Annotated in this window: 21 protein-coding genes; 16 read left to right on the top strand and 5 right to left on the bottom strand. The window is 66.2% G+C overall.

The genetic code is table 11. The features are described 5' to 3' along the window. The first annotated feature begins 1 nt into the window (after position 1). From V8J55_RS13310 to lexA, 8 genes are all read left to right on the top strand, one after another. Positions 2 to 1,519 carry an anthranilate synthase component I family protein gene (locus V8J55_RS13310; RefSeq protein ID WP_336446114.1) on the top strand — a complete coding sequence of 506 codons (1,518 nt, stop codon included), beginning with the start codon at positions 2 to 4 and terminating at the stop codon, positions 1,517 to 1,519. Positions 1,520 to 1,554: 35 nt separating this feature from the next. Then, positions 1,555 to 2,619 (top strand): alpha/beta fold hydrolase, encoded by a 1,065-nt coding sequence (locus tag V8J55_RS13305; protein WP_336446113.1) that lies wholly within the window; start codon positions 1,555 to 1,557, stop codon positions 2,617 to 2,619. Positions 2,620 to 2,691: 72 nt separating this feature from the next. After that, positions 2,692 to 3,282: an anthranilate synthase component II gene (locus V8J55_RS13300; protein WP_336446112.1), complete on the top strand. Its 591-nt coding sequence runs from the start codon at positions 2,692 to 2,694 to the stop codon at positions 3,280 to 3,282. Continuing rightward, positions 3,279 to 4,277 (top strand): anthranilate phosphoribosyltransferase, encoded by a 999-nt coding sequence (gene trpD, locus V8J55_RS13295; RefSeq protein ID WP_336446111.1) that lies wholly within the window; start codon positions 3,279 to 3,281, stop codon positions 4,275 to 4,277. Before V8J55_RS13300 ends, trpD begins: the two co-directional genes overlap by 4 nt. Then, positions 4,274 to 5,068: an indole-3-glycerol phosphate synthase TrpC gene (gene trpC / locus V8J55_RS13290; protein ID WP_336446110.1), complete on the top strand. Its 795-nt coding sequence runs from the start codon at positions 4,274 to 4,276 to the stop codon at positions 5,066 to 5,068. Before trpD ends, trpC begins: the two co-directional genes overlap by 4 nt. After that, complete coding sequence (gene moaC, locus V8J55_RS13285; protein ID WP_336446109.1) at positions 5,065 to 5,535, top strand: cyclic pyranopterin monophosphate synthase MoaC; 471 nt, start codon at positions 5,065 to 5,067, stop codon at positions 5,533 to 5,535. The genes trpC and moaC overlap by 4 nt, the downstream gene beginning before the upstream one ends. Beyond that, entirely contained in the window at positions 5,532 to 6,722 is a 1,191-nt protein-coding gene (locus V8J55_RS13280) for a molybdopterin molybdotransferase MoeA (RefSeq protein WP_336446108.1), read from the top strand. Before moaC ends, V8J55_RS13280 begins: the two co-directional genes overlap by 4 nt. A 65-nt stretch (positions 6,723 to 6,787) precedes the next feature. Further along, positions 6,788 to 7,468, top strand: coding sequence for a transcriptional repressor LexA (gene lexA / locus V8J55_RS13275; protein ID WP_336446107.1), 681 nt, complete (start codon positions 6,788 to 6,790; stop codon positions 7,466 to 7,468). Here lexA and V8J55_RS13270 read toward each other — a convergent pair. Continuing rightward, a complete protein-coding gene (locus V8J55_RS13270) occupies positions 7,422 to 9,581 on the bottom strand; it encodes a ComEC/Rec2 family competence protein (RefSeq protein WP_336446106.1) in 2,160 nt (719 codons plus the stop codon). The genes lexA and V8J55_RS13270 overlap by 47 nt on opposite strands. Positions 9,582 to 9,640: 59 nt before the next feature. Here V8J55_RS13270 and gltX point away from each other — a divergent pair, with 59 nt between their 5' ends. Next, positions 9,641 to 11,119, top strand: a complete 1,479-nt coding sequence (gene gltX, locus V8J55_RS13265) for a glutamate--tRNA ligase (protein WP_443030823.1) — start codon at positions 9,641 to 9,643, stop codon at positions 11,117 to 11,119. A gap of 38 nt (positions 11,120 to 11,157) precedes the next feature. Beyond that, a complete protein-coding gene (locus V8J55_RS13260) occupies positions 11,158 to 12,441 on the top strand; it encodes a citrate synthase (protein WP_336446105.1) in 1,284 nt (427 codons plus the stop codon). A 58-nt stretch (positions 12,442 to 12,499) separates the two neighbouring features. On the opposite strand, the gene V8J55_RS13255 is transcribed toward V8J55_RS13260, so the two are convergent. From V8J55_RS13255 to V8J55_RS13245, 3 genes are read right to left on the bottom strand one after another with little or no spacing between them, the layout of a single operon-like run. Continuing rightward, positions 12,500 to 13,867 carry a sensor histidine kinase gene (locus V8J55_RS13255; RefSeq protein ID WP_336446104.1) on the bottom strand — a complete coding sequence of 456 codons (1,368 nt, stop codon included), beginning with the start codon at positions 13,865 to 13,867 and terminating at the stop codon, positions 12,500 to 12,502. After that, positions 13,860 to 14,759: a hypothetical protein gene (locus tag V8J55_RS13250; protein WP_336446103.1), complete on the bottom strand. Its 900-nt coding sequence runs from the start codon at positions 14,757 to 14,759 to the stop codon at positions 13,860 to 13,862. The genes V8J55_RS13255 and V8J55_RS13250 overlap by 8 nt, the downstream gene beginning before the upstream one ends. A 58-nt stretch (positions 14,760 to 14,817) precedes the next feature. Continuing rightward, positions 14,818 to 16,032 (bottom strand): hypothetical protein, encoded by a 1,215-nt coding sequence (locus tag V8J55_RS13245; RefSeq protein ID WP_336446102.1) that lies wholly within the window; start codon positions 16,030 to 16,032, stop codon positions 14,818 to 14,820. A 304-nt stretch (positions 16,033 to 16,336) separates the two neighbouring features. Here V8J55_RS13245 and gyrA point away from each other — a divergent pair, with 304 nt between their 5' ends. The 3 genes from gyrA to V8J55_RS13230 all read left to right on the top strand — a co-directional run bounded on the left by gyrA (position 16,337) and on the right by V8J55_RS13230 (position 21,548). Beyond that, complete coding sequence (gyrA, locus tag V8J55_RS13240; protein ID WP_443030831.1) at positions 16,337 to 19,018, top strand: DNA gyrase subunit A; 2,682 nt, start codon at positions 16,337 to 16,339, stop codon at positions 19,016 to 19,018. Continuing rightward, on the top strand, positions 19,015 to 19,326 hold the full coding sequence (locus V8J55_RS13235; protein ID WP_336446100.1) for a DUF952 domain-containing protein: 312 nt from the start codon (positions 19,015 to 19,017) through the stop codon (positions 19,324 to 19,326). The genes gyrA and V8J55_RS13235 overlap by 4 nt, the downstream gene beginning before the upstream one ends. 152 nt (positions 19,327 to 19,478) lie before the next feature. Further along, positions 19,479 to 21,548, top strand: coding sequence for an amidohydrolase family protein (locus tag V8J55_RS13230; RefSeq protein ID WP_336446098.1), 2,070 nt, complete (start codon positions 19,479 to 19,481; stop codon positions 21,546 to 21,548). Positions 21,549 to 21,579: 31 nt separating this feature from the next. On the opposite strand, the gene V8J55_RS13225 is transcribed toward V8J55_RS13230, so the two are convergent. Beyond that, a complete protein-coding gene (locus V8J55_RS13225) occupies positions 21,580 to 22,140 on the bottom strand; it encodes a peroxiredoxin (protein WP_336446097.1) in 561 nt (186 codons plus the stop codon). A gap of 28 nt (positions 22,141 to 22,168) precedes the next feature. Here V8J55_RS13225 and V8J55_RS13220 point away from each other — a divergent pair, with 28 nt between their 5' ends. Genes V8J55_RS13220 through V8J55_RS13210 form a run of 3 tightly spaced genes read left to right on the top strand, consistent with a single transcriptional unit; the run spans position 22,169 to position 25,059 of the window. Then, the gene (locus V8J55_RS13220; RefSeq protein WP_336446096.1) at positions 22,169 to 22,339 is read left to right on the top strand and encodes a hypothetical protein; all 171 of its coding nucleotides are present in this window, start codon (positions 22,169 to 22,171) and stop codon (positions 22,337 to 22,339) included. 28 nt (positions 22,340 to 22,367) lie between these two features. Next, positions 22,368 to 24,185, top strand: coding sequence for a DUF885 domain-containing protein (locus tag V8J55_RS13215; protein WP_336446095.1), 1,818 nt, complete (start codon positions 22,368 to 22,370; stop codon positions 24,183 to 24,185). A 31-nt stretch (positions 24,186 to 24,216) separates the two neighbouring features. After that, complete coding sequence (locus V8J55_RS13210; protein WP_336446094.1) at positions 24,217 to 25,059, top strand: TauD/TfdA dioxygenase family protein; 843 nt, start codon at positions 24,217 to 24,219, stop codon at positions 25,057 to 25,059. Positions 25,060 to 25,071: the final 12 nt, after the last annotated feature.

Genomic DNA, 25,071 nt, shown 5'->3' with positions numbered 1-25,071 from the left:
GGTGAGCCTCGAGGGAAGAGCTGCCGCGCTCGAAGCGCTCGCTGGCGGGCGTGGTGCAGTCGTCTGGCAGCGGCTGATCGCCGACATCGAAACGCCCGTTTCGGCGGCACTCAAGCTGATCGAGCCGGGGCGCGGCGACTGGGTGCTCGAATCGGTCGAAAGCGGCGAGACGCGTGGGCGTTACAGCCTGCTCGGCCTAGACCCCGACCTGATGTTCGAGGTCACCGGCGATGCCGCGCGGATCAACCGCGACTGGCGCCGCGACCGCGATGCGTTCCAGCCGCTGGAAACCCCCGCGCTTCAGGCGCTGCGCGACCTCGTCGCCGAATGCCGCTTCGACGTGCCAGAAGGCCTGCCCAAGGCACTCGCGACGCTCGTCGGCTTCTTCGCCTATGAAACGATCGGCCTCGTCGAGCGCATCCCGCGTGCACCGGGTGCCGGGCTCGGCCTGCCCGACATGGTGTTCGTGCGCCCGACGGTCATTCTGGTGTTCGATCGCCTCGCCGACGAACTCTTCCTGATCGCGCCGATCTGGCCCGATCCGGAGGGCGCCATCGACCGGATGATCGAAGCAGCGCAGGAAAGGCTCGACATCATCGCCGCGCGGCTGTCGAGCGTCAGCGCGCACACCGACCGCGCGTCGACCGGCGCGCTCCCGATCGACATCGCGGCGAACCCCGCAACGATGCCCGCGCAGTTCGCGAAAATGGTCGCGACCGCGAAAGACTATATCGCCGCCGGCGACATCTTTCAGGTCGTGCTGTCGCAGCGTTTCTCGACGCCCTTCGACCTGCCGCCCTTCGACCTCTACCGCGCACTCCGCCGCATCAACCCCTCGCCCTTTCTCTATTTCCTCGACCTCCCCGGCTTCGCGCTGATCGGCTCGTCGCCCGAGATCCTCGTGCGAGTGAGGGACGGCGAAATCACCATCCGCCCGATCGCGGGCACCCGCCCGCGCGGCCGCACCAGCGCCGAGGACGCCGAGAACCGCGAGAGCCTGCTCGCCGATCCCAAGGAACGCGCCGAGCACCTGATGCTGCTCGACCTCGGCCGCAACGACGTCGGCCGCGCCGCGATCGGCGGAACCGTCACCGTCACCGACAGCTACACCGTGGAATTCTACAGCCACGTCATGCACATCGTCTCGAACGTCATCGGCCGCATCGCGCCCGACAAGGACGCCATCGACGCGCTGTTCGCGGGCTTCCCGGCAGGCACCGTCAGCGGCGCGCCCAAGGTCCGCGCCTGCCAGATCATCGCCGAACTCGAAGCCGATGCGCGCGGGCCTTACGCCGGCGGCGTCGGCTATTTCGCCCCCGACGGCAATATGGACAGCTGCATCGTCCTGCGCACCGCGATCGTCAAGGACGGCGAAATGCACGTCCAGGCGGGCGCGGGTATCGTCGCCGACAGCGACCCCGCCTATGAACAGCGCGAGTGCGAGGCCAAGGCGGGCGCACTCTTCGCCGCGGCGCGCGAGGCGGTGCGGCTGGCGGGAACGCCGGGGTACGGGCAATAGCTTGACCTGATCAGGCCGGACGCTAGCGTCCGGCCATGCGTAAATATCTTGCCCCGCTCGCCCTGCTGCTCGCCGTCCCTGTCCCGGCTCACGCCCAGACCGTCGAGGGCGCTGCCGAAGGCGACGCGATCCTCAAGGAATTCGCTTTCGCCAGCGGCGAAAAGCTCCCCGAGCTCAAGATCCACTATACAACGCTCGGCACGCCGCGGCGCGACACCAAGGGCAATGTCACCAACGCCGTGATGCTCCTCCACGGCACCGGCGGCACCGGAAAACAATTCTTCCAGCCGCAGTTCGCGAACGAGCTGTTCGGCCCCGGCCAGCTGCTCGACACGAAGAAATATTACGTCATCCTGCCCGACAATATCGGCCACGGCGGCTCGTCGAAGCCGAGCGACGGGATGCGCATGCAATTCCCGCGCTACGACTACACCGACATGGTCAGCGCTCAGCACCGGATGCTCTCCGAAAAGCTCGGCGTTAAGAAGCTGAAGCTCATCCTCGGCACCTCGATGGGCTGCATGCACGCCTTCATCTGGGGTGAGACTTGGCCCGATTTCGCAGAAAAGCTCGCGCCCTTCGCCTGCCTGCCCGTCGAAATCGCGGGGCAGAACCGCATGTGGCGCACGCTGTCGATCGACGCGATCAAGGCCGATCCGCTGTGGAAGGGCGGCAACTACACCGATCCACCTGCGGCTGGCCTGCGCACTGCGGCCTCGCTCAGCATGATTGCCGGCGCCAATCCATACGCGCTGCAGGCGCAATATCCGACGCGCGAAGCGGCGGAGAAATACAAGGATGAGGCGTTCGCGCGCACCTATGGCCGCAACGACGCGAACGACACCATCTATCAGCTTGACAGTTCGCGCACCTACAATCCCTGGCCGAACCTCGAAAAGATCAAGGTGCCGGTGCTCTGGATCAACTCGGCCGACGATTTCATCAACCCACCCGCCTATGGAATCACCGAAAAGGCGACCGCGCGGTTGAAGACGACGAAGTTCATCCTCATCCCCGCGAGTGCCGAAACCAAGGGCCACAGCACGCACACCTGGGCGAAATTCTGGAAGGACGACCTTGCGAAACTGATGGCGGAGTAACGAAGGAAGAGTTGCGCCCTGAAAAGCTTCTATCCCTTCCCCAACCCCCGCAAAATCGTTAGTGCGCCCTCCATGATCCTCGTCATCGACAATTATGACAGCTTCACCTTCAACCTCGTTCATTATCTGATCGAGCTGGGGGTCGACGTGCGCGTCGAGCGCAACGATGCGCTGACCGCAACCGACGCGCTCGCAACCGGCGCCGACGCGATCCTGATTTCGCCCGGCCCCTGCACGCCGAACGAGGCGGGAATCAGCCTCGACCTCGTCGCCGCGTGCGCCGAAGCGCGGCGCCCGCTGCTCGGCGTGTGCCTCGGCCATCAGGCGATCGGCCAGCATTTCGGCGGCACGGTCCAGCGCGGCCACCTGATGCACGGCAAGACCTCGCCCGTCTGCCACGACAACAGTGGGCTGTACGCTGGCCTGCCCTCACCCTTTCAGGCGACGCGCTATCACAGCCTCGAGGTCGTCGATATTCCCACGAGCCTCGTGATCAACGCGACGAGCGACGACGGCGCCGTGATGGGCTTCCGCCACACCGATCTCCCGATCCACGGCGTTCAGTTCCACCCCGAAAGCATCGCGACCGAACATGGTCATGCGATGCTCGCGAACTTCCTGAAAATCGCGGGGTTGCCGGTCGGCGAACGGAAAGCCGCATGAGCCGCTTCGGCCCGTTTCCCGACCCCGCCGGGTTGCTCGAACATGGCGAGGCGGCCGACGCCTTCGCAACGATGCTCGACGGCGGCGCGAGCGACGAGAATATCATCGAATTTCTGACCGCGCTCTCCGATCGCGGCGAAACGATGGTCGAAATTGCCGCCGCGGCGCAGGCGATGCGCGACCGGCTGATCCCGATCGATGCCCCTGCCGGCGCGATCGACGTCTGCGGCACCGGCGGCGACGGCCATCATACGCTCAACGTCTCGACCGCGGTGTCGATCGTCGTCGCGGCGTGCGAGGTTCCGGTCGCAAAGCACGGAAATCGGGCGGCTTCTTCGAAATCTGGCGCCGCCGATACGCTGGAGGCACTCGGCCTCGACATGGAGCGAGCCGACCGGCAGGCCGAGGAACAGCTCGCCGACCTCGGCATCTGCTTCCTCTTCGCCGGGACGCGCCATCCGGCGATGAAGCGCATCATGCCGATCCGCAAGGCGATCGGGCGGCGGACGATCTTCAACCTGATGGGGCCGCTCGCCAACCCCGCGCGCGTCACGCGGCAGCTCGTCGGCATCGCTCGCCCCGCCTATGTTCCCGTCTACGCCGAGGCGCTGCACCGGCTCGGCACCGAACATTCACGCGTCATTTCGGGCGACGAGGGCCTCGACGAACTGTCGCTTGCGGGCGGCAACGAGGTCGCGGTGGTCCTGCCCGAGGGCGTCCGGATGCAGCGCAGCTTGGCCGCCGACGCGGGGCTTCCGACGCGCTCGCTCGAAGAAATCCGCGGTGGCGACGCCGAATATAACGCAAGGGCGCTGCGCCGCCTGCTCGAAGGCGAGCCCGGCGCCTACCGCGACGCGGTGCTTTATAACGCCGCCGAAGCGCTCATAGTCGCGGGTGTCGTCGACACACCGCTCGAAGGCGTCGAGGAAGCCGCCGAGGCGATCGACAAAGGCCTTGCCAACGCACTGCTCAATTGCTGGATCGCCTATAAATGAACAAGCTGACGCAAATCCTTGCCACCAAGGCCGACGAAGTCGCCGAGCGCCGCGCCGCGCGCTCCCTGGCGGACCTCGATGCGATCGACGCAGGTCCGGTGCGCGGCTTCGCCGCCGCCTTGCAGGCAAAGATCGACGCGGGCGATTTCGGCCTGATAGCCGAAGTAAAGAAGGCTTCACCATCCAAAGGGCTGATAAGACAGGATTTTGACCCCGCCAATCACGCCCGCGCCTATGCCGCCGGCGGCGCCGCGTGCCTGTCGGTCCTGACCGACGCGCCCTATTTTCAGGGACATGAGGATTATCTGATCGCTGCCCGCGCCGCCTGTCCCCTCCCCGCGCTCCGCAAGGATTTCATGGTCGACCCCTGGCAGGTCGCCGAAGCGCGGGCGATCGGCGCCGACGCGATCCTGATCATCGTCGCCGCACTCGACGACGGCGTGATGCGCGAGATCGAGGCCGCAGCGATCGAGCGCGGCATGGATGTGCTCGTCGAGGTGCATGATGAGGTCGAACTCGACCGCGCGCTGACCCGGCTCCAGTCGCGGCTGATCGGCGTCAACAATCGCGACCTGCGCACCTTCGAAACCGACCTCGCCGTTACCGAACGCCTTGCAAAGCTGGTCCCGTCGGGCACCCTGCTCGTCGGCGAAAGCGGCATCGCGAGCCATGCCGACTGCGAAAGATTGGCGGAGAGCGGTGTTCGCGCCTTCCTCGTCGGCGAAAGCCTGATGCGCCAGCCCGACGTCGCGGCGGCAACGCGCACGCTGCTGACGGGCGCCGCGGCGTGACGCGGCCGACGCACCTCGACGAAAGCGGGGCTGCGTCGATGGTCGATGTCGGCGCCAAACCCGCGACGCAGCGCCGCGCGATCGCCGGTGGCCGCATCACCATGTCGCCGTCCGCGCTCGAAGCGATCCGCAGCGGCAATGCGCCGAAGGGCGACGTGCTCTCGACCGCACGCATCGCCGGGATCATGGCCGCCAAGCGCACCGCCGACCTCATCCCGCTCTGCCATCCGCTCGCGATGACCAAGGTTGGTGTCAATTTTGCTTGGGAAGACAGCGGGATATCGGTCACCGCGACCGCACAGACGACCGGCCCAACCGGGGTCGAGATGGAAGCGCTCACCGCGGCCTCGGTCGCGCTGCTGACGCTCTACGACATGGCGAAGGCGCTCGACCGCGCTATGATAGTCGGCGACATCCGCCTGCTCGAAAAGAGCGGTGGGCGCTCCGGCGACTGGCGCGCCGAATGAACGGGCTGCTTCCCGTCGAGGAAGCGCAAGCCCGGCTGCTCGCGCTGCGTGCGCCACTCGCCAGCGAAAATATCGCCTTTTCCGAATCGCTTGGCCGTTATCTTTCGAGCGATATCGTCGCTTTGCGCGACCAGCCCGCCGCGCCGCTGTCGGCGATGGACGGCTATGCGATCCGTTTCGACGATCTGCCCGGGCCATGGTCGGTCATCGGCGAAGCCGCCGCCGGGACGGCACCCGACCGCCGCGTGGAAGCCGGAGAGGCGATGCGGATTTTCACCGGCGCGATGCTTCCCGCCGGCGCTGACACGGTGATCGTCCAGGAGGACGTCGCACGCGACGGCGAGCAACTGACCCTCACGGGCGATGGTCCCGGCACGCGCGGCCGGCATATCCGCGCGCGCGCCGCCGATTTCGCTGCGGGCGATTGCCTGCTGCCGGCGGGCACGCGCCTGACGCCCGGTGCCATCGCCGCGGCGGCGATGAGCGGTGCGGGCCAGCTTGCCGTCGGCCGCCGTCCGCGCGTCGCGATCCTCACCACCGGCGACGAACTCGTCCAGCCGGGGCACCCGCTCACCCCCGGCCAGATCCCCGACAGCAATGGCGCGATGCTCGCGGCGATGCTCGTCGGCGAGGTCGCCGAAGCGATCCTGCCGCACCATATCCGCGACGACCGCGCGACACTTGCCAAGGTTCTCAAGGAATTGGCGCGACGTCACGACGTCGTCGTCACCGTCGGCGGCGCCTCGGTCGGCGATCACGACCATGTCCGCGGCGCGCTCGAAGACGCCGGCGGCCAGCTCGATTTCTGGAAAATCGCGATGCGTCCGGGCAAGCCGCTGATCGCCGGAACACTTGGCGACGCAATCCTGCTTGGCCTGCCCGGCAATCCGTCGTCCGCATATGTGACTGCGACACTGTTCCTTCTCCCGCTCGTCCGCCACCTCGCCGGCGCGCGCGATCCTTTTCCCGCCGTGCATCGTGCGCCGCTCGCCGCGGCGCTGGCTGAGGGCGGCACCCGCCGCGACTATCTCCGCGCGCGACTCGACGGGGGACGGCTGACTCCGCGCTTCGGACAGGAAAGCGGGCTCACGCTGCCGCTTGCATCGGCGAATGCCTTGCTGATCCGCGACATTGGCGCGCCGGCGCGCGTGGCAGGCGACATGGCGGACTATATCGTCATCGCTTGACAAGTTCCGCTTTGTTCCACTATCGTTCTCCCTATGTCCGGAACTGGCATCATGGAGAACGACCGATGTTGACCGCAAAGCAGCATGAGCTGCTCCACTTCATCCAGGAACGTCTCGACACGAGCGGCATCTCGCCATCGTTCGAGGAGATGAAGGAGGCGCTGGGCCTGAAGTCGAAATCCGGCATACATCGCCTGATAAGCGCTTTGGAAGAAAGGGGCTTTCTCCGCCGCCTGCCCAACCGCGCACGCGCGCTGGAGGTGCTCAAGGTGCCCGAGGCTGCGAAAGCTGCCGCGCCGGTACGTGAAAATGTCGTCCCGCTCCGCAAGGCACCCCCGGCACTCAAGCCGATCGCTGCCAACGACATCATCGAGGTTCCGCTACACGGCAAGATCGCCGCCGGTGTGCCGATCGAGGCGTTCGAGGATCACAACAACCTCGCTGTCCCCGCCGCGCTGCTCGGCTCGGGCGAACATTATGCGCTCGAAGTGTCGGGCGACTCGATGGTCGAAGCGGGCATTTTCGACGGCGATTATGCGCTGATCCAGAAAGCCAGCACCGCGCGCGAGGGCGATATCGTCGTCGCGCTGGTCGACGGGCAGGACGCGACGCTCAAATATTTCCGCCGCGAAGGGCAGATGATCCGCCTCGACCCGGCGAATGCCGCCTACGAACCGCAGCGCTACCCCGCCGAACGTGTCATCGTGCAGGGCCGCCTGTCGGGATTGCTTCGTCGTTACCACTGAGCTGCTGCGGCAAACGCCACGGATGTCCGTCGCCCGCTTTTAGCGCGGCGACGGCTTCGGGCGTTTCGCCGAGATAGAGCGCCAGTCCGCCGCTTGTCGCCAGGCTGTCCCGATCGATCGTCATCCAGCGCCCCACGCATTCGTGCGGTAGCCAGCGGTCGCTGATCACGACGTCGGCGGCGGCGCAGGCCGCCGCCATCTCGGGTCCCTCGATCCGGTCGCGGCCACGCGAGGCGAGGATGATGCGCAGCGCGGGTCCCTCACCCTGGCTCCAGCGGCAGAAATCGCGATTGCATTCGACGTGGTCGAGTTCGGCCAAGGCGGCGAACGGGGCGTCGACCCCGGCGGCCTCGGCCATGCTGTCGCGCACATAGTCGCCCGCCCCGTCGCGGAGCAGCGCATAGCCGCCGTCGGGCGAGGCGGCCGCGATATGGCGGCCGTCGCCGGTGACAAGCAGGTCGGGGCGCGGCTGGACAAGCAGCGCCGCCATGCCGATCGCCAGCGGCACCGCACCCGCGCGGCGCCATGGCGTCTTCCAAAGCAGCAACCAGAGTCCGCCGAATATCGCGAGGGCAAAGCCCCAGCCCGGAAAACTCGGCATCATGGCGACCGCACCCGGCGCATCGGCGACGCCGTGCGCCAGCCCGATCAGCGCGAGCAACGCTTGTTCGGTGATCCACCAGAAGGGCGCTCCGAGCCCGACGCTGTCGAACAACAAGGCGAGCGCCTCGGCGGGCATGATGACAAAGGTCGTCAGCGGTATCGCGACGACATTGGCGAGTGCACCGTACAGCCCCGCCTTGTGAAAATGAAACAAAGCGATCGGTGCCAGCGCGATCTCGACGGCCAATCCAGTGAGAAGCAACCCCACAACGCCGCGTCCCAAACGGATCACCACCGACTCGTCCCGCCGAGCAAGGAGGGCCTGCATCGGCCGACTTTCATGCAGCGCAATGATCGCGGTGACCGCTGCAAAGCTCAGCTGGAAGCTGGGTCCGGCGAGTGATTCGGGGCGCCAGATCAGCACGATCAGCGCGCCCGCGGCGACGAGCCTCAAGGTCAGGGCCTCGCGGCCCATGAGAAAGGCGACGAGTATGAGCAGCGCGGCGATAAACGAGCGCAGTGTCGGCACCTCGGCCCCGGCAAGCAGCGTGTACCCGCCGCCGGCAAGCGCTCCGGCGGCCGCGGCGAGCGGCAGGACATAGCCCGCCAGCGCTAGCCTTCGGCTCAGCGCGAGGAGCCGCATCGTGAGCAACATCGCAAAACCGACGACCGCGGTCACATGCAACCCGCTGATCGACAGGAGATGGGCCAACCCGCTGCGACGCATCGCCTCCTCATCCGCTTCGCTGATCGCGCCGCGATCGCCCGTCACCAGCGCGGCGGCGATGCCTCCCGCCGACCCATCGACCTGCCCATGAATATGAGTGCTGAGCCGCGCGCGCAGCGGCGGCGTGGCCGTTCCGGCTCCCGGCACGCGAGAAACGTCACCCAGCACTGTTCCAACCGCGCCGATCCGGTCGAACCACGCGCGTTGCGCAAAATCATATCCGCCCGGCAGGCTCGCCGTCGGTGGCGGCATCAGACGCGCCCTGACCCCGATCGTTTCGCCATCGGTAAGCGTCGCGGCCTGCTCGCTACGCAACGTCAATCGCACTCGCGGCGGCAGGTCCGCACGGTTTTGCGGTAGAGCGAGAATGCGAACTTGCCCCTTGGCAGGCAGCGGCTCGGCGCGCTCGACGATCGCGGAGAATTCGGTCACGACCGGTCCGGCCAGCACCGGCGCCGCGACCCAGACGGCACGCGTCCAGATGAGCAGCACGCCCGCCGCCATCGCGCCGCACCCCACGACAACAAGCCGTCCGAGGCGGCTCTGCCAGCCGATCAGCAGCCCCCCGCACAGGCCGCCCGCGAGCAAGAGCAGCAATCCGATCCAGTGCGCCTTCGCGGGGAGCGCGAACCAGGCCGCGACACCGGCGCCGAGCGCGACCGGCAGCCAGAGCCCGATCCGCTCGCGCTCCGCCTCCAGCCGCGCTTCCAGCGCGTCACCCGCGCCGCGCCAGATACTTGTCCAGCGTGCGGCAATGGGCGTTTGAAGCAGCCTTGTCGCCATGCTAGGGGCTCCCCCGATCCCCGCTCAGAAGGGCGGCAAATTGAGTGAAAGAGGCCATAGTGGCAACCGAAAACCAAACCAAAGTGGCAGAAGCGACCCCTAAGGCAACCGGCGAGGCAACCGGCGCCGACGTCGTGACGCGCTTTGCTCCCTCGCCGACCGGTTTCCTGCACATCGGCGGCGCCCGCACCGCCTTGTTCAACTGGCTGTTCGCGCGGCATCATGGCGGGAAATTCCTGCTCCGCATCGAGGATACCGACCGAGCGCGATCGACCGATGCAGCGATCGACGCGATTCTCGACGGCATGCAGTGGCTCGACCTCGATTGGGACGGCGAGACAGTGTTTCAGTTCGCGCGCGCGCCGCGCCATGCCGAGGTCGCGGCGGAACTGCTCGCGAAAGGCGAAGCCTATCGCTGCTACCTGACGCAGGGCGAACTCGCCGCGATGCGCGCCGAGGCGCAGGAAAAGCGCCTGCCCTTCCGAGTCCGTAGCCCCTGGCGCGACCGCGACGACGGCGATCCGTCGGTGCCGCACGTCATCCGCCTGCGCGCACCGCAGGACGGCGCGGCAACGATCGCCGACAGGGTTCAGGGCGATGTGACCGTCCAGAACGCCGAGCTCGACGATTTCGTCCTGCTACGCAGCGACGGCACGCCGACCTATATGCTCAGCGTCGTCGTTGACGATAATGATATGGGCGTGACGCACGTCATTCGCGGCGACGATCATCTGAACAATGCGTTCCGCCAGCTCGCGCTCATCCGGTCGATGAACTGGCGCGAGCCTGTTTATGCGCATGTTCCGCTCATCCACGGGGCCGACGGCGCGAAACTGTCGAAGCGCCACGGGGCGCTCGGCGTCGACGCCTATCGCGACGAAATGGGCTATCTGCCCGAAGCGGTGAACAATTACCTCCTCCGCCTCGGCTGGGGACATGGCGACAATGAAATCATCAGCCGCGCGCAGGCGACCGAGTGGTTCGATCTCGCGCAGGTCGGCCGTTCGCCGTCGCGTTTCGATTTCAAAAAGCTGGAAAATCTCAACGGCCATTATCTCCGTGAGGCCGACGATGCCCGGCTCGCCGATCTGGTCGCGCCGCGGGTCGAAAAGCTGGTCGGCCGCGCGCTGGACGGCGCCGACCGCGATCTGCTGATGCGCGCGATGGAGTCGCTGAAACCGCGTGCCAAGACCCTCGACGAAATCGCCGATGGCGCAATTTTCCTGTTCCAGCCCGACCCGTTGCCGGTGGACGAAAAGGCGGCCGAGGTGCTAAGGGCCTCACCCGAAGGCCTGCTTGCCGCTGTGACAGAGCGGCTGCGCGGGCTGAACGACTGGACGACAGAAGAGCTGGATGCCGCCGTGCGCGCCGAAGCCGAAGCCGCCGAACTGGGGCTCGGAAAACTCGCGCAACCCCTACGCGCTGCACTAACCGGCCGAACCATTTCCCCCGGAATTTTCGACGTGCTGCTGTTGCTCGGACGAGATGTCAGTCTGGCCCGACTTGACGCAGCGCAACATTATCCGGCAGGGGCGTAGCGACTCTCTCTCCCCGCCGTCAGTACAGGGAATAAAATATGACCGACACCGCGAAAATCACGCTGGGCGACAAGACCGTCGACAGCCCTGTCCTGTCGGGCACCGTCGGCCCCGACGTCGTCGATATCCGCAAATTCTACGCCCAGACCGGCGCGTTCACCTACGACCCCGGTTTCACCTCGACCGCGAGCTGCGAATCGCAGATCACCTATATTGACGGCGACGAGGGCGTGCTGCTCCACCGCGGTTATGCGATCGGCGATCTCGCCGAACATTCGAGCTTCATGGAGACCTGTTACCTGCTGCTCAACGGCGAGCTGCCGAATGCGCAGGAACTGGCCGATTTCGACACGACGATCACGCGTCACACGATGCTGCACGAACAGCTCGCGACCTTTTACCGCGGTTTCCGCCGCGACGCGCACCCGATGGCCGTCATGTGCGGCGTCGTCGGCGCGCTCAGCGCTTTCTATCACGACTCGACCGAGATCCACGATCCGCACCAGCGTATGATCGCCAGCCACCGACTGATCGCGAAAATGCCGACGATCGCCGCGATGGCTTACAAATATTCGGTCGGCCAGCCCTTCGTCTATCCCGACAATTCGCTGAGCTACACCGGCAATTTCCTGCGCATGACCTTCGGCGTCCCCGCCGAGGAATATGAGGTGGTTCCCGCCGTCGAACGCGCGCTCGACCGTATTTTCATCCTTCACGCCGATCACGAGCAGAATGCGTCGACTTCGACAGTCCGCCTCGCCGGCTCGTCGGGCGCCAATCCGTTCGCGTGCATCGCAGCGGGCATCGCCTGCCTCTGGGGCCCCGCGCATGGCGGCGCGAACGAGGCAGCGCTCAACATGCTGCGCGAAATCGGCCGCCCGGAACGCATCCCCGAATATATCGCGCGCGCGAAGGACAAGGACGATCCGTTCCGCCTGATGGGCTTCGGTCACCGCGTCTACAAGAATTACGATCCGCGCGCGACCGTGATGCAGAAGACGGTGCGCGAGGTTTTCGACGCGCTCAAGGTCAACGACCCCGTCTTCGAAGTTGCGCTGCAGCTTGAGGAAATGGCACTCAACGATCCCTATTTCGTCGAGAAGAAGCTGTTCCCGAACGTCGATTTCTATTCGGGCGTGATCCTGTCGGCGATCGGTTTCCCGACGACGATGTTCACCGCACTCTTCGCACTCGCCCGCACCGTCGGCTGGGTTGCGCAGTGGAACGAAATGATCTCGGACCCCGCGCAGAAGATCGGCCGCCCGCGCCAGCTCTACACCGGTGCGGCGCATCGTCCGTTTGTCCCGGTGGGCAAGCGTTAAGCGCTCAAAAATCGGAAATTTCGAACGGCGGCGCAGGCGACTGTGCCGCCGTTTCGATTCAGGCGTCGCGCGCCGGCAGGCTCAGCGTGAAGCGCGCGCCCTGCCCCGGCGCGCTGTCGACGGTCAATTCGCCGTCCATCGCGCGCGCCAGGCGGCGGGCGATATAGAGGCCGAGGCCCGAACCGCCACTGTCGGTGCGGCCGAGCCGCTCGAACTTCTCGAACACCACGGCCTGCTGCTCGGCATCGATCCCCTGCCCCTGGTCGGCGACGGTAACCATCGCGCGGTCGCCCTCGCGGTCGACACGGATCCAGATTTGCGAGTTATCGGGCGAATAGCGGATGGCATTGCCGAGCAGGTTGAGCAGCACCTGCAAAACGCGGCGGAACTCGCCGGTGGCCGGTGCCCGGTCGTCGGTGCGCGGCGCGTCGATGCGGATGCCCTTTTCCTCGGCCTTCATGCCGAGCAGGCCGACCGCACGGCGCGCGAGATCGCCCAGGTCGATTTCGTCGGCCGCCGCCTTGAACCCGGGCCGCTCGATATTCTGAAGATCGGCGAGATCGTCGACGAGGCCGAGCAGATGCCGCCCCGCATGCGCAATATCGCCGGCGTAGCGCGCATAATCGGCGCGAATCGGGCCGTCGAACTGCCCCGAAATCGTCTCCGCCGTCGCGATGATCCGGCTCAGCGGACCGCGCAGCGCGCCATCGATGCGGCGGCCGAACTGCGGATCGGACAGCGGGAGCGACCCGAACGCCGGATCGACCAGCGTGGCAGCGCCCTTTGGTTCGGCGGACATTTGGTCTTCGGCGACGACGGCAAGCCCGCGAAACCCCGTGAAACGCCCCGTGGCGTCGAACAAGGCTTCGCCCGATAAGATCATCGCGATCCCCGCCGCCTGCACGCGCTGGCTTTCAAAGCGCGACTGGCGTGCCAACGCACGCAAGACCGGAAAGCGCCCGTCTTCGTCAGGCTGAAGTTCGAACAGCTCCGACAGCGAGCGGCCTTCCCAACCGCCCGGAATGGCGGGCGCATCGGGCGCGGCGTGCAGTGCGACCAGGCGCAGCTGCTGGTCGCATTCCCACGTCCAGCTTTGCGGTACGGCGGCATTATCGGCAATCGCGGGCACCTGCGGCTGCGCCACCGGGCGCGTGCGCCAGTCGCTGATCTCGAGACTGGCTCCGTCGGCATCGGGCGTGATGCGGACGAGCGCGTGGATGTCGCTGTGATCGTCCGCGGCGTATAGCGGCCGGCTGATGTCGCGATGCAGCCGCTGCGCCAGCGCGACGAGCCGCGCGAGATGCGGCAGCGCGAGCGGCTTGTCGAGCCCCGCGCCCGCACGCTGTTGCAGGCGCAGCAACGGCGTATCGGCGCTGACGAGCGCGCCCGACCGGTCGACCCGGCCCCGGATGATGCGCTCACTCATCGTTGCTCACATCGGCCACCGCGCGCGCGGGCAGCATAACCAGCGACGCCTCAAGCGGCGCCAGCGCGGCGTGATCGAGGCGCAACGGTGCGAGCAGCGACGGCAGCGCAGCGGTTTCAGCCGTCAGGAGCGTCATCGCCATATCGTCATAGGTGCGGCTGTGCGCCGACGCGGCGAGCGCGATCAGCGTTGGCCAATTGTGGCGTGCGATCGCGGCAGCGGCCGCGCCGGGCAACGCCGCACCCAAAATCTCGTAATAGGCCTGTCCCGCATGCGCCATGCCGGTTTCGCCGGCCTGCCGCTCGATCGCGATGCGCACCGCGTCGCCCAGGTCGGCGGCGCGGCGCTTGTCCCCGCTCACCTCGGCCAGCCGCCACGCGGCGATATCGAGCAGCAGCGCGCGGAACGTTTCGCCGTCGAGATCGGCGATCGCGAGCGCGGGGTTGCCCAGCGCGTCAAAGCGGCGGCGGTCGGCGATCTGCAGCGCCAAATAGGCGCGGTCGACATCGGACAGTGGTTCGCTTTCCGCGGGTACATCGGCGTGCGCCGTTTCGGGTTCGGACAGGACCGGCGGCGGGCTGGTTCGTTGCCCCGATTGCTCGCGCCAGCGATGCTCCTCGGCGCGCGCGAAACAAACACCCGCGAGCCGCGCCGCACACGGCAATCCGCCGCGCAGCCACTCGTTCCACAAGAGGCCCGGATCGATACGGGGATCGAGCCTTCCCGCGACATCGACGACCAGCCGGCGCGCGACACCCAGCGACAGCGCGCGCTGCTCCTCGGTCAGCCGTCCCGCCGCCGGCGCCGCCAAATAGCCCGCCAGCTCGCGCAGGCGCGCCGACAGCGTCGGCGACGGCGGGTCGATGCCGGGAGAGGAGACGGATTCACTCATGCGTATCCGCCAATAACAGCATGACGTTAATAGGCCTTAAACCTTCAAGGCCATTGTTCTAGCGCCCTTCCGGGCGCCGCGCGAGCCGCAGCCAGAGCAATATCTGGAGCAGCGCGAGCAGCGGCAGGATAGCGAACATCAATGGAGCGACCCCGAACAACAGCGCGGGGGCGAGCATGATCCACGCCTGGTCGGCGTCAGGCAGTAGCCAGTGGAACCGGCGGCGCTCGCCCGAGTCCTCGTAAAGCCAACGTGCAAGCAGGATGGTTGCGGCGAGACACGGCGCGAGCGCGGCCTCCGAAAACGGCGGCATCCGGTGCGCCGGCCCTGCAAGCGACAGCAGCCACGGGAAAATCGCGAGCAGCACCCATGCAAAGGTACGGATCACCTCGCGCGTCCGGTCCTGCGCTGCGCTTTCGGCGCGAAAGGCCGACAGAAAGCGCATCGCGGCCAGGCCGAGCCCGCCGAAGATCGCCACCAGCGCTCCCGCCGCGGCGAGCCCTGTCGCCGCCAGCAATCCAACGATCACCCACTGCAACGCGGTGACATAGGGCAGATAGCGCGCGGTCGCGGGCGATTTGACCAGCAAAGGACCCGCAAGCCGGATCAGCGGCATCATAATCGCCGAACGGCCGAGCCCCATGCCGCCATATTCGACCTGTTGCAGGCTCGACTGCTCGATCAACGCCGCGGTGGGGCGATCGGCGACGATCGCGATCTCGCCCTGTTCGAACAGCGCGGGCTCGCAGTAAAGCCGCCGTGCGCCCGATTGCACCGCGAGGCGCAGCAGCGTCAGCATCATGTCCCACTCGCCGGGCATCGCCGCGAGTTCAGCGACCATCGGTTCCGAAATACACGCAAGCCCGCCCCAGCGCCGGGTCGCGTCGATCCGCTCGAACCCCTGCGTCAGCGGTGTATCGCCGGTCACGAGGATCGCCGGCGATCCGGGCCGGGCGATCGCGGCATAATGCGTCCCGCCCGCCCGCAGGCCGTCGGCGACCAGGATGATGCGGTCGTCGGGCTCGACCAGTCCCATCAGGTCGGCGGCGGCGCGCACCGCCGTCACCTTCAGCCCTCGGCGGCGGATGCGGTCGCACGTTGCCAGCAATTCGGCGGGAACCGCGCCGACCGCAACGGCGATATGCGTCACGCCGGCGTCGGAAAGACGCGCCGCCTGCCGCTCGATCAACGTCTCGCCCGCCACGGTGACGAGCGCGCGGAGCGACCCGTCGGGCAGCGTTTCGCTGGCGCCGACCAGCGCAATCAGGGCCATCGGCGCCGGGGGTATATAACAGCGGTCATCGGCGCGCAGCTTTAGGGACGACGAAGCGATTGGCAAGCCCCGCAATGGCGCCCGATGACGCCACGCCTTCACCCCATTTTCCCGCACTTTACGCGCCATTTCTGCGCGCAAAAAAATAGCGGAAAAATGACCGAATCGCTGGCCTTTCCACCCACCATCGGCTAGGAAAAAATCATCTCCCGAAAAGCAGAAAAAAGGCCGGGTCTTGACCGAAGAAAATACGCCTACGCCGCCGTCCGAGGATGGCGTTTCGCCGATCAACATCGTCGACGAAATGAAGACTTCGTACCTCGATTACGCGATGAGCGTGATCGTCAGCCGCGCGCTGCCCGACGTGCGCGACGGGCTGAAGCCGGTGCACCGCCGCATTCTTTACGCGGCGCAGGAAGGCGGCTTCATCCCGGGCCGCCCGTACAAGAAATCGGCGAAGATCGTCGGCGACGTGATGGGTAACTATCACCCCCATGGCGACAGCGCGATCTATGACGCGCTCGCGCGCATGACGCAGGACTGGTCGCTGCGCGTGCCGCTGATCGACGGTCAGGGCAATTTCGGTTCGATGGACCCCGATCCGCCGGCGTCGATGCGATACACCGAAGCGCGCCTCGCGAAGACCGCGATGGTGCTGCTGAACGATCTCGACAAGGATACCGTCGACTTCCAGCCCAACTATGATGCGAGCCGTGATGAGCCGACGGTGCTCCCGGCGCGCTTCCCGAACCTGCTCGTCAACGGCGCCGGCGGCATCGCGGTCGGCATGGCGACCAATATCCCGCCGCACAACCTCGGCGAAATCATCGACGCGACGCTCGCGATGATCGACCGCCAGCTCGAAGGCGGCGAACCCGTCACGCTCGAGGAATTGATGGCGATCGTCCCCGGTCCCGATTTCCCGACCGGCGCGATGATGCTCGGCCAGGGCGGCGCGCGTAACGCTTATGCCACGGGCCGCGGCTCGATTATGATGCGCGCGACGCACATCATCGAGGAAGGCCGGAACGACCGCCAATCGATTGTTCTGACGTCGATTCCTTTCCAGGTCGGCAAGTCGGGGCTGGTCGAGAAGATCGCCGAAGCCGCGCGCGACAAGCGCATCGAGGGCGTCGCCGACATTCGCGACGAATCGAACCGCGAGGGCGTGCGCGTCGTTATCGAGCTGAAGCGCGACGCGACCGCCGAGGTCGTTCTCAACCAGCTCTGGCGCCACACCCCGGCGCAGTCGAGCTTCCCCGCGAACATGCTCGCGATCCGTGGCGGCCGCCCCGAAATGATGGGGCTGAAGGATATTCTTTCGGCCTTCATCACTTTCCGCGAGGAAGTGATCACCCGCCGCTGCAAGTTCGAACTCGCAAAGGCGCGTGACCGTGCGCATATCTTGCTCGGCCTCGTCGTCGCGGTCAGCAATCTCGACGAAGTCGTCCGCATCATCCGCGGCTCGAACTCGCCTGCCGCCGCCCGCGAAGCGCTGCTCTTGCGCGAATGGCCGATCGGCGAAATCGCCCCCTACATCCGCCTCGTCGAAGCGATCGAGGGCGAGATGGAGGAAAGCGCGACCTACCGCCTCTCCGAAGTGCAGGTAAAGGCCATCCTCGACCTGCGCCTCCACCGCCTCACCGCGCTTGGCCGCGACGAAATTGGCAAGGAACTCGGTGAGTTGGCGACCGAGATTGAGGAGCTGCTTTCGATCCTCGCCGACCGCGTCAAACTCTATGGCGTGATGCGCGAGGAGTTGGTTGCTGTGCGCGAGGAATTCGCGACCCCGCGCCGCACACTGCTCGCCCCCGCCGCCGACGGCATCGACGACGAGGATCTGATCGAGCGCGAGGAGATGGTCGTCACCGTCACGCTCGACGGCTATATCAAGCGCACCCCGCTCGACACCTTCCGTGCCCAGCGCCGCGGCGGCAAGGGCCGCGCCGGTATGGCGACGAAGGACGAGGATGTGGTCACCGAACTGTTCGTCACCTCGACGCACACGCCCGTGCTCTTCTTCTCGACCGCGGGCAAGGTTTACCGCATGAAGGTGTGGCGCCTGCCCGAAGGCGGGCCGGCGACGCGCGGCCGCCCGATGATCAACCTGCTGCCGCTCGCGCAGGGCGAGACGATCTCGACCGTGCTCCCGCTTCCCGAGGACGAAGCCGAATGGGGCAAGCTGCACGTCATGTTCGCAACCGCGAAGGGCAGCGTGCGTCGTAACAGCATGGACGCTTTCACCAATGTGCCCTCGAACGGCAAGATCGCGATGAAGTTCGAGGGCGAGGACGAAGACGATCGCCTGATCGGCGTCGCCTTGCTCGACGAAAGCGACGATGTGCTGCTCGCGACGCGTCAGGGCAAGGCGATCCGCTTTGCCGGCGACGACGTCCGCGAATTCCAGAGCCGCAATTCGACCGGTGTGCGCGGCATGCGCCTCGCCGAGGGCGACGAGGTGATCTCGCTCTCGATCCTCCACCGCGTCGGTACCACCGGCGACGAACGCGAAGCCTATCTGCGCGCCGCACCGTGGAAGGATAATGAGAACGAACCGACGCTCGATGGCGAGCGCATGGCCGAACTCGCCGCGCGCGAGCAGTTCATCCTGACCATCTGCGCCAACGGATATGGCAAATTGTCGTCGGCTTATGAATATCGCCGCACGGGCCGCGGTGGTCAGGGCATCACCAATATCGACAATATCGCGCGCAACGGCCTTGTCGTCGCCAGCTTCCCCGCGACCAAGGTGCATCAGCTGATGCTCGTGACCGATCAGGCGAAACTGATCCGCATGGGGCTTGATTCGATGCGCGTCATCGGCCGCGGATCGGCAGGCGTACGCCTGTTCGACGTCGCGAAGGACGAGCATGTTGTCTCGGCGGCGCTGATCGAGGAGAGCGACGAGGAAGAGGTCGAACCGTCGGAAGGTGGCGAAGGCGAAACACCCGAGGCCGAAACCCCGACCGAGGCGGCGCCCGAATGACCGCCGCGACGGCCTTCAAGGTGCTGACCCAGCAGCAATGGGCCGATTTCGAGCGCGAACGCGTGTTCCGCGGCGCACCGGTAGATATCGCCGATGGCTATATCCACCTGTCGACCGCCGAACAGCTCGAAACGACGATCGCCAAATATTTCGCCGACCAGAGCTGCCTGATGATCGCCGAGGTGGACCTGATCTGCCTCGGCGACGCGGTCCGCTGGGAACCGGCGCGCGGCGGCGAACTGTTCCCGCATATCTATGCCGAGCTGCCGATCCACGCGGTGGTCGGGTTGCAGAAGCGCGATCAATAATCGCCGCCCCGCGATGAGGGGCGACTGCTAACACGCGAACGACGCCTCTTTAATCGAACGCTCGTCGGCGTTGGTCGCATCTTGCTTCGCGCGCCGAAATACTCCTACCATTGTCGGGCTTTGCACCGTCCGTGCATTGGGGGAGATAGAAAATGCGCCTCGTTTTGATTGCCGCCCTGCTGGCCTCGGCGGCATCCGGTCCGGTTTATGCGCATGAAACCGCCGCACCGGTCGCGCAATCGAAACCCGTCCCCAAGGATCAGCTGTTGAAGCCGCCCGCCGACGCGGTGCGATATGTGGTGGTGTCCGAAGCCGGCCAGCACGGCAGCCAGTGGCGCTGGCAACTACCCGACGGCCGCACCGCCTATCGCTGGTCGCAGGAATTGCGCGGCTGGATCACCGAGATGGATCAGGTCACGACCTTCGGATCCGCTGGCGCGATCGAGGCGCTGACCGTCCGCGGTATCACCACCTCGGGCGACGCCGCCGAGGAGTTTAGCGTCGCGAACGGCCATGCGACCTGGAAAACGGCGAATGACGCGGGCGAAGCGCCTGCCGGCGGCTGGTATATCCCCGCCGGCGGTGTCGGCATCGCGAACGCCCCGCTGATCGACGCGCTCGCCGCGGCGGGCGATGCCGGGCTGAATTTCCTGCCGAGCGGCAAGGGTCGGATGATTTTCGGCCAGACACAGGTGATCCAGGGTCCCGGCGGCCCCAAGAAGGTCCAGCTTGCCTTCGTCAGCGGCATCCTGCCCTCGCCGCTCCCCGTCTGGCTCGACGAAAACAAGCGCTATTTCGCCGACATCAGTTTCATCTCGGTGATCCCGGCGGGATATGAGGGCGCGCTGAAACAGCTGCGCAACGCACAGGAAGCGGCGACCGCCGAAGCCGTCGCAGGCATCGCCAAACGCTTCCTCTCCCCAGCCGCGAAGGCCCCCGTGCTGTTCGACAATGTCCAGCTGTTCGACGCCGACAAGGGCTTGTTTCTTCCCGCGCGCGCCGTGCTCGCGCAGGACGGCAAGATTGCTGCTATCGGCGCGGCGGGATCGCTGAAAGCGCCCGCCGGAGCGCGAGTCATCGACGGGCGCGGCAAGACGCTGGTGCCGGGCATCTGGGACAGCCACCTCCACATCGGCGACGATTGGGACGTGCTCTCGAACATGGCCAACGGGATCACCAGCTTCCGCAGCCCCGGAACGACCTTCGACCGCGCGGTCGAGGCGACGAAGCGCCGCGCGGACGGCAGCCTGCTGATGGGCGAGCCCTTCATCTCGGTCATTATCGACAAGAAGGATCCGCTGGCGGCGCAGGGCGCCGAGGTGGTCAGCAGCGCCGAGGAGGCCGTCGCCGCGGTGCGGCGCGTCAAAGACGCCGGCCTGTGGGGCGTCAAATTCTACACCTCGATGAATCCGGCGTGGATCGCGCCCGCCGCGGCGGAAGCGCACCGCCTTGGCCTGCACGTCCACGGGCATGTCCCCGCGACCATGAAGCCCAGCGAAGCCGTCGCCGCGGGCTATGACGAGCTCACCCACCTCAATTTCGTGGTTATGGAATCGATGCCCCGCGAGGTGATCGACAAGGCGAACACGCGGCAGCGCGTGGAGGGACCCGCGCGCTATTTCAAGGATGTCGATCTCGACGGCCCCGTGATGTCGCGTTTCGTGGCCGACCTTGCGGCCAAGAAAACGCTCGTCGATCCGACGATCGTCATCTTCGAGGGCATGTTGACGCAGGACGGCGGGAAACCCCAACCCGCCTACGCACCCTATATGGGCATCATTTCGCCCGTCCTTGAACGCTCGACGTTCACCGCCGGCGGCTATCCGCTGGTCGAAGGGCTGACGCGCGACGATTACCGCAAGAGCTATGCGAAAATGGTCCAGTTGGTCGGAAAGCTGCACAAGGCGGGCGTGCCCATCGTCGCCGGCACCGACGGCTGGGGGATCGAGCTGATCCGCGAACTCGAAATCTACAAGCAGGCCGGCTTCAGCCCCGCCGAAGCCATTCAGAGCGCGACCATCATCCCCGCGCGCGTCGTCGGCGCCGACAAGCGGACGGGCTCGATCGCGGTGGGCAAGGAAGCCGATCTGGTTTTAGTCGACGGCGACCCATCGACAGACCTCGGCGCGCTCCGCCGCGTCGTCACGGTGGTGAGCGACGGCTATGTGATGGACGCAAACGAACTGCGGAAAGCCGCCGGTTACAGCGGCACGCCGAAGTAGCGGTTGACCGCTATCGACGCCCGAACCCAAATCAGCGCTGCCGGGCCTTCCACGCGCGAACGGCCGCCATCGTCTTTTCGACATGCGCCTGCGGCTTGCTGTCGGTGTAGCTCAGCAGGATCGTTCCGTTCGGCGCGATGACATAGGATGTCCGGTTGGAGAGCGTCGTACCGTCGGGGCGCCGCATCGTTGAATCATATTTCGCGGCGATCTTCGCACCCGGATCGGCGGCGACGGCAAATTTGTCGCGGCATTCGGATTTGGAAAATTCGGCGACGCGCTCGATGTTGCCGGCGGTGACGCCAACGACCCGGGCGCCCAGCCGGTTGAAGCCGTCGCTCGATTCGGCAAACAGATGTGCTTCCATCGTACAGCCCGGCGTAAAGGCAGCGGGGAAAAAATAGAGCACGACGGGTCCCTTCTTCAGCGTCTGCTTCAATGACAGGACGAAGGGCTTGCCACCCTGCGCAGCGTTCAGGGTGAAGTCGGGCGCCTTCGCGCCCTGCTGGAGGGCGGCGATACCCTGAGCCGGAATAGCCGCGAGTGACAGGCCAAGGCCAAACGACATCGCAATCTTCATCAGGGTTTTCATCTGCGGTTCTCCAGCTCGGACATGAAGCATGTCCATATTCGCCGGCATGGGGCAAAAGTTGCGGCGCCGGATCAAGATGATGAAAAAACATGGCGGCGTCTACATCGATCGTCCGCGCTGCGCGGCGGCGCCAAAAGCGGCCTGCCCGCGACCGGCCAATTTAGCCTTGGCCGCGGCACGCCAATCGCGTTACCGATGATTCTGAAAATAACAGAGAAAGGGGTCCGGTGCGGCTATCACGACGGGAATTCTCATGGGCGCTGGGGGCCAGCCTGGTTGCGGCACCGGCGGCACGCGCGGCGATCCAGAGCGGTACGAGCGACGCGGCGCTCACCGCCTTTCTCGACGCCGCCTTCGAGGCTGAGCTGGCGCTCGACCCCGAACAGCTGACCCAGTTCGGCCGCAAGGAACAGCAGGACCGGCTCACCGACCCCAGCGATGCGGCGGCGGCGGCGCGGCTCAAGTGGCGCCGGGACAATGTTGCCGCGATGAAGCGGCAATTCGATCGCACGAAACTCGGCGAGGACGCGCGGGTCTCCTACGACATGTGGGTGCTCGAGCTCGAGCGCGCCGAGGCGTCGACGAAATGGCGCGGGCATAATTATATCTTCGACCGTAACGGGCCGCATACCGGTCTGCCCAATTTCCTGATCAACCAGCACCGCGTCGACACGCCTGCCGACATGGAGGCCTATATCGCGCGGGTCACCGCGCTCGGCCCGACGCTCGACGCCTATCTCGAACGCGCCAAGGCGTCGGCGGCGAAGGGCGTACGCATGCCCGGCTTCGCCTATGACCAGTCGATCGAACTCGTCGGGCGCCTTATCGCGGGGGCGCCGTTCGGCGACGGTGCGGACAATGCGCTGTTCGCCGATGCCAAGACAAAGGCGACGGGCCTCGTGACCGCCGGAAAGATCGACGCCGCCGCGGCCGATCGCTACATCGCGCAGGCGGCCGCGGCGATGACCGGGTCGATGAAGCCCGCTTACGACCGGCTCAACGCATGGCTCACCGCCGACCGGTCCAAGGCGTCGGCCGAACCGCGCGGCGCGGGCTCGCTCCCCGATGGCGTGGCCTATTATAATGCGATGCTGCGCCTGCAGACGACGACGGACATGACCGCCGACGAAATCCACGCGCTCGGCCTGTCCGAAGTCGCGCGCATCCGCGCCGAGATGGAGGCACTGAAGGCGAAGATCGGATTTGAAGGAAAGCTCGAGGATTTCTTCGTCTTCCTGCGCAGCGACGACCGTTTCTACGTTGCGAACGACGACGCGGGCCGCGCGATCTATCTCAAGAAGGCTGAAGATTATCTCGCCGGCATGCGCGCGCGGCTGCCCGAACAATTCGGACGGCTGCCCAAGGCCGACCTGATCGTCAAGCGCGTCGAGGCGTTTCGCGAGGAGCCGGGCGGCGCGGCGCATTATTCGCCCGCCGCGCTCGACGGGTCGCGACCGGGCATCTTCTATGTCCATCTCGCCGACACGCGCGCGACGCCGACCTATGAAATCGAGGGCACCGTCTATCACGAAGGCCACCCCGGCCATCATATGCAGATCGCCCTCGCACAGGAAATGACCGGCACGCCCGAGTTCCGGAAGAATTATTTTTACGGCGCCTACGGCGAGGGCTGGGCGCTCTATGTCGAACGGCTTGCGAAGGAGATGGGTTTCTACACCGATCCCTACAGCGATTTCGGCCGGCTGGGTCGCGAGATCTGGCGCGCCATACGCCTGGTGGTCGACACCGGAATCCACGCCAAGGGGTGGAGCGAGGCAGAGGCGCTGGCCTTTTACACCGCCAATTCGCCGCAGCCGATTGGCAAGATTCGATCCGAAATTCGCCGCTATTTCGTCACCCCGGGTCAGGCCACCTCGTACAAGGTCGGAATGCAGCGCATCCTCGCGCTGCGCGACCGGGCGCGGACGGCACTGGGCCCACGATACGACCAGCGCATGTTTCACGAGATCATCCTCGGCCGGGGCTCAGTGCCGCTGCCGGTGCTCGAAGCGCAGATCGACCGCTGGATCGCCGCGCCCGATTGACCCCGCGCCCCGATCGGCGCAGCATCTGACGATGACGCTCATCATCACTCCCAGCGGTCAGGCGTGCGGCGCGCGCGTGACCGGCGTCGACCTGACGCAGCCGCTCACGCCCGAAACCGTTGCCGAAATTCGCGCGGCATGGCTCGACCATCATGTCCTGGCCTTTCCCGATCAGAAGATGAGCGAGGATGATCTTGAGCGTTTTACCGGCTATTTCGGGGGCTTCGGCGACGATCCGTTTATTCGCCCGATCCCGGGCCACGAGCATATCATCGCGGTGAAGCGCAAGGCTGACGAGACGGCGCCGCTTTTCGCCGAAAACTGGCACAACGACTGGAGTTTTCAGGCGCGGCCGCCCGCGGGCACCTGTTTGTTCGGCATCACCATCCCGCCGGTCGGCGGCAACACCGAATTTTCGAACCAGCACGCCGCACTCGACGCGATGCCCGCCGACCTTCGCGGGCGCGTCGAGGGGCTGCGGGCGATCCACAGCGCCCGCGCCGGCTACGCCCCCTCGGGCATGTATGGTGCGAATGACAAGGATCGGAGCATGGATATCCGATCGGGCGAGGAGGCGCTCGACACGCAGCTTCACCCGTTCGTCCGCGCCCATCCCGAGACGGGTCGCCTGGGGCTGTTCGGCTGCGCGGGCTATATCATCGGCTTCGACGGGGTCGACGATGCCGAGGGACTGCCCTTGCTCTACGAAATGATCCAGTGGCAGGGGCGCGAGGAATTTCGCTACAGCCACCAATGGGAACCCGACATGCTGATCATGTGGGACAATCGCTCGGTACTTCATCGCGCGACCGGGGGCTACGACGGCTACGACCGCCTGCTCCACCGCACGACGATCGCGGCATGGGACGGATAGCGAAACTTCCGC

It is taken from the genome of Sphingopyxis sp. CCNWLW2 (genome assembly GCF_037095755.1).
GTDB lineage: Bacteria > Pseudomonadota > Alphaproteobacteria > Sphingomonadales > Sphingomonadaceae > Sphingopyxis.
The sequence above is the reverse complement of the archived record's forward strand: the minus strand, read 5'-3'. Positions and strand labels throughout refer to the sequence as shown.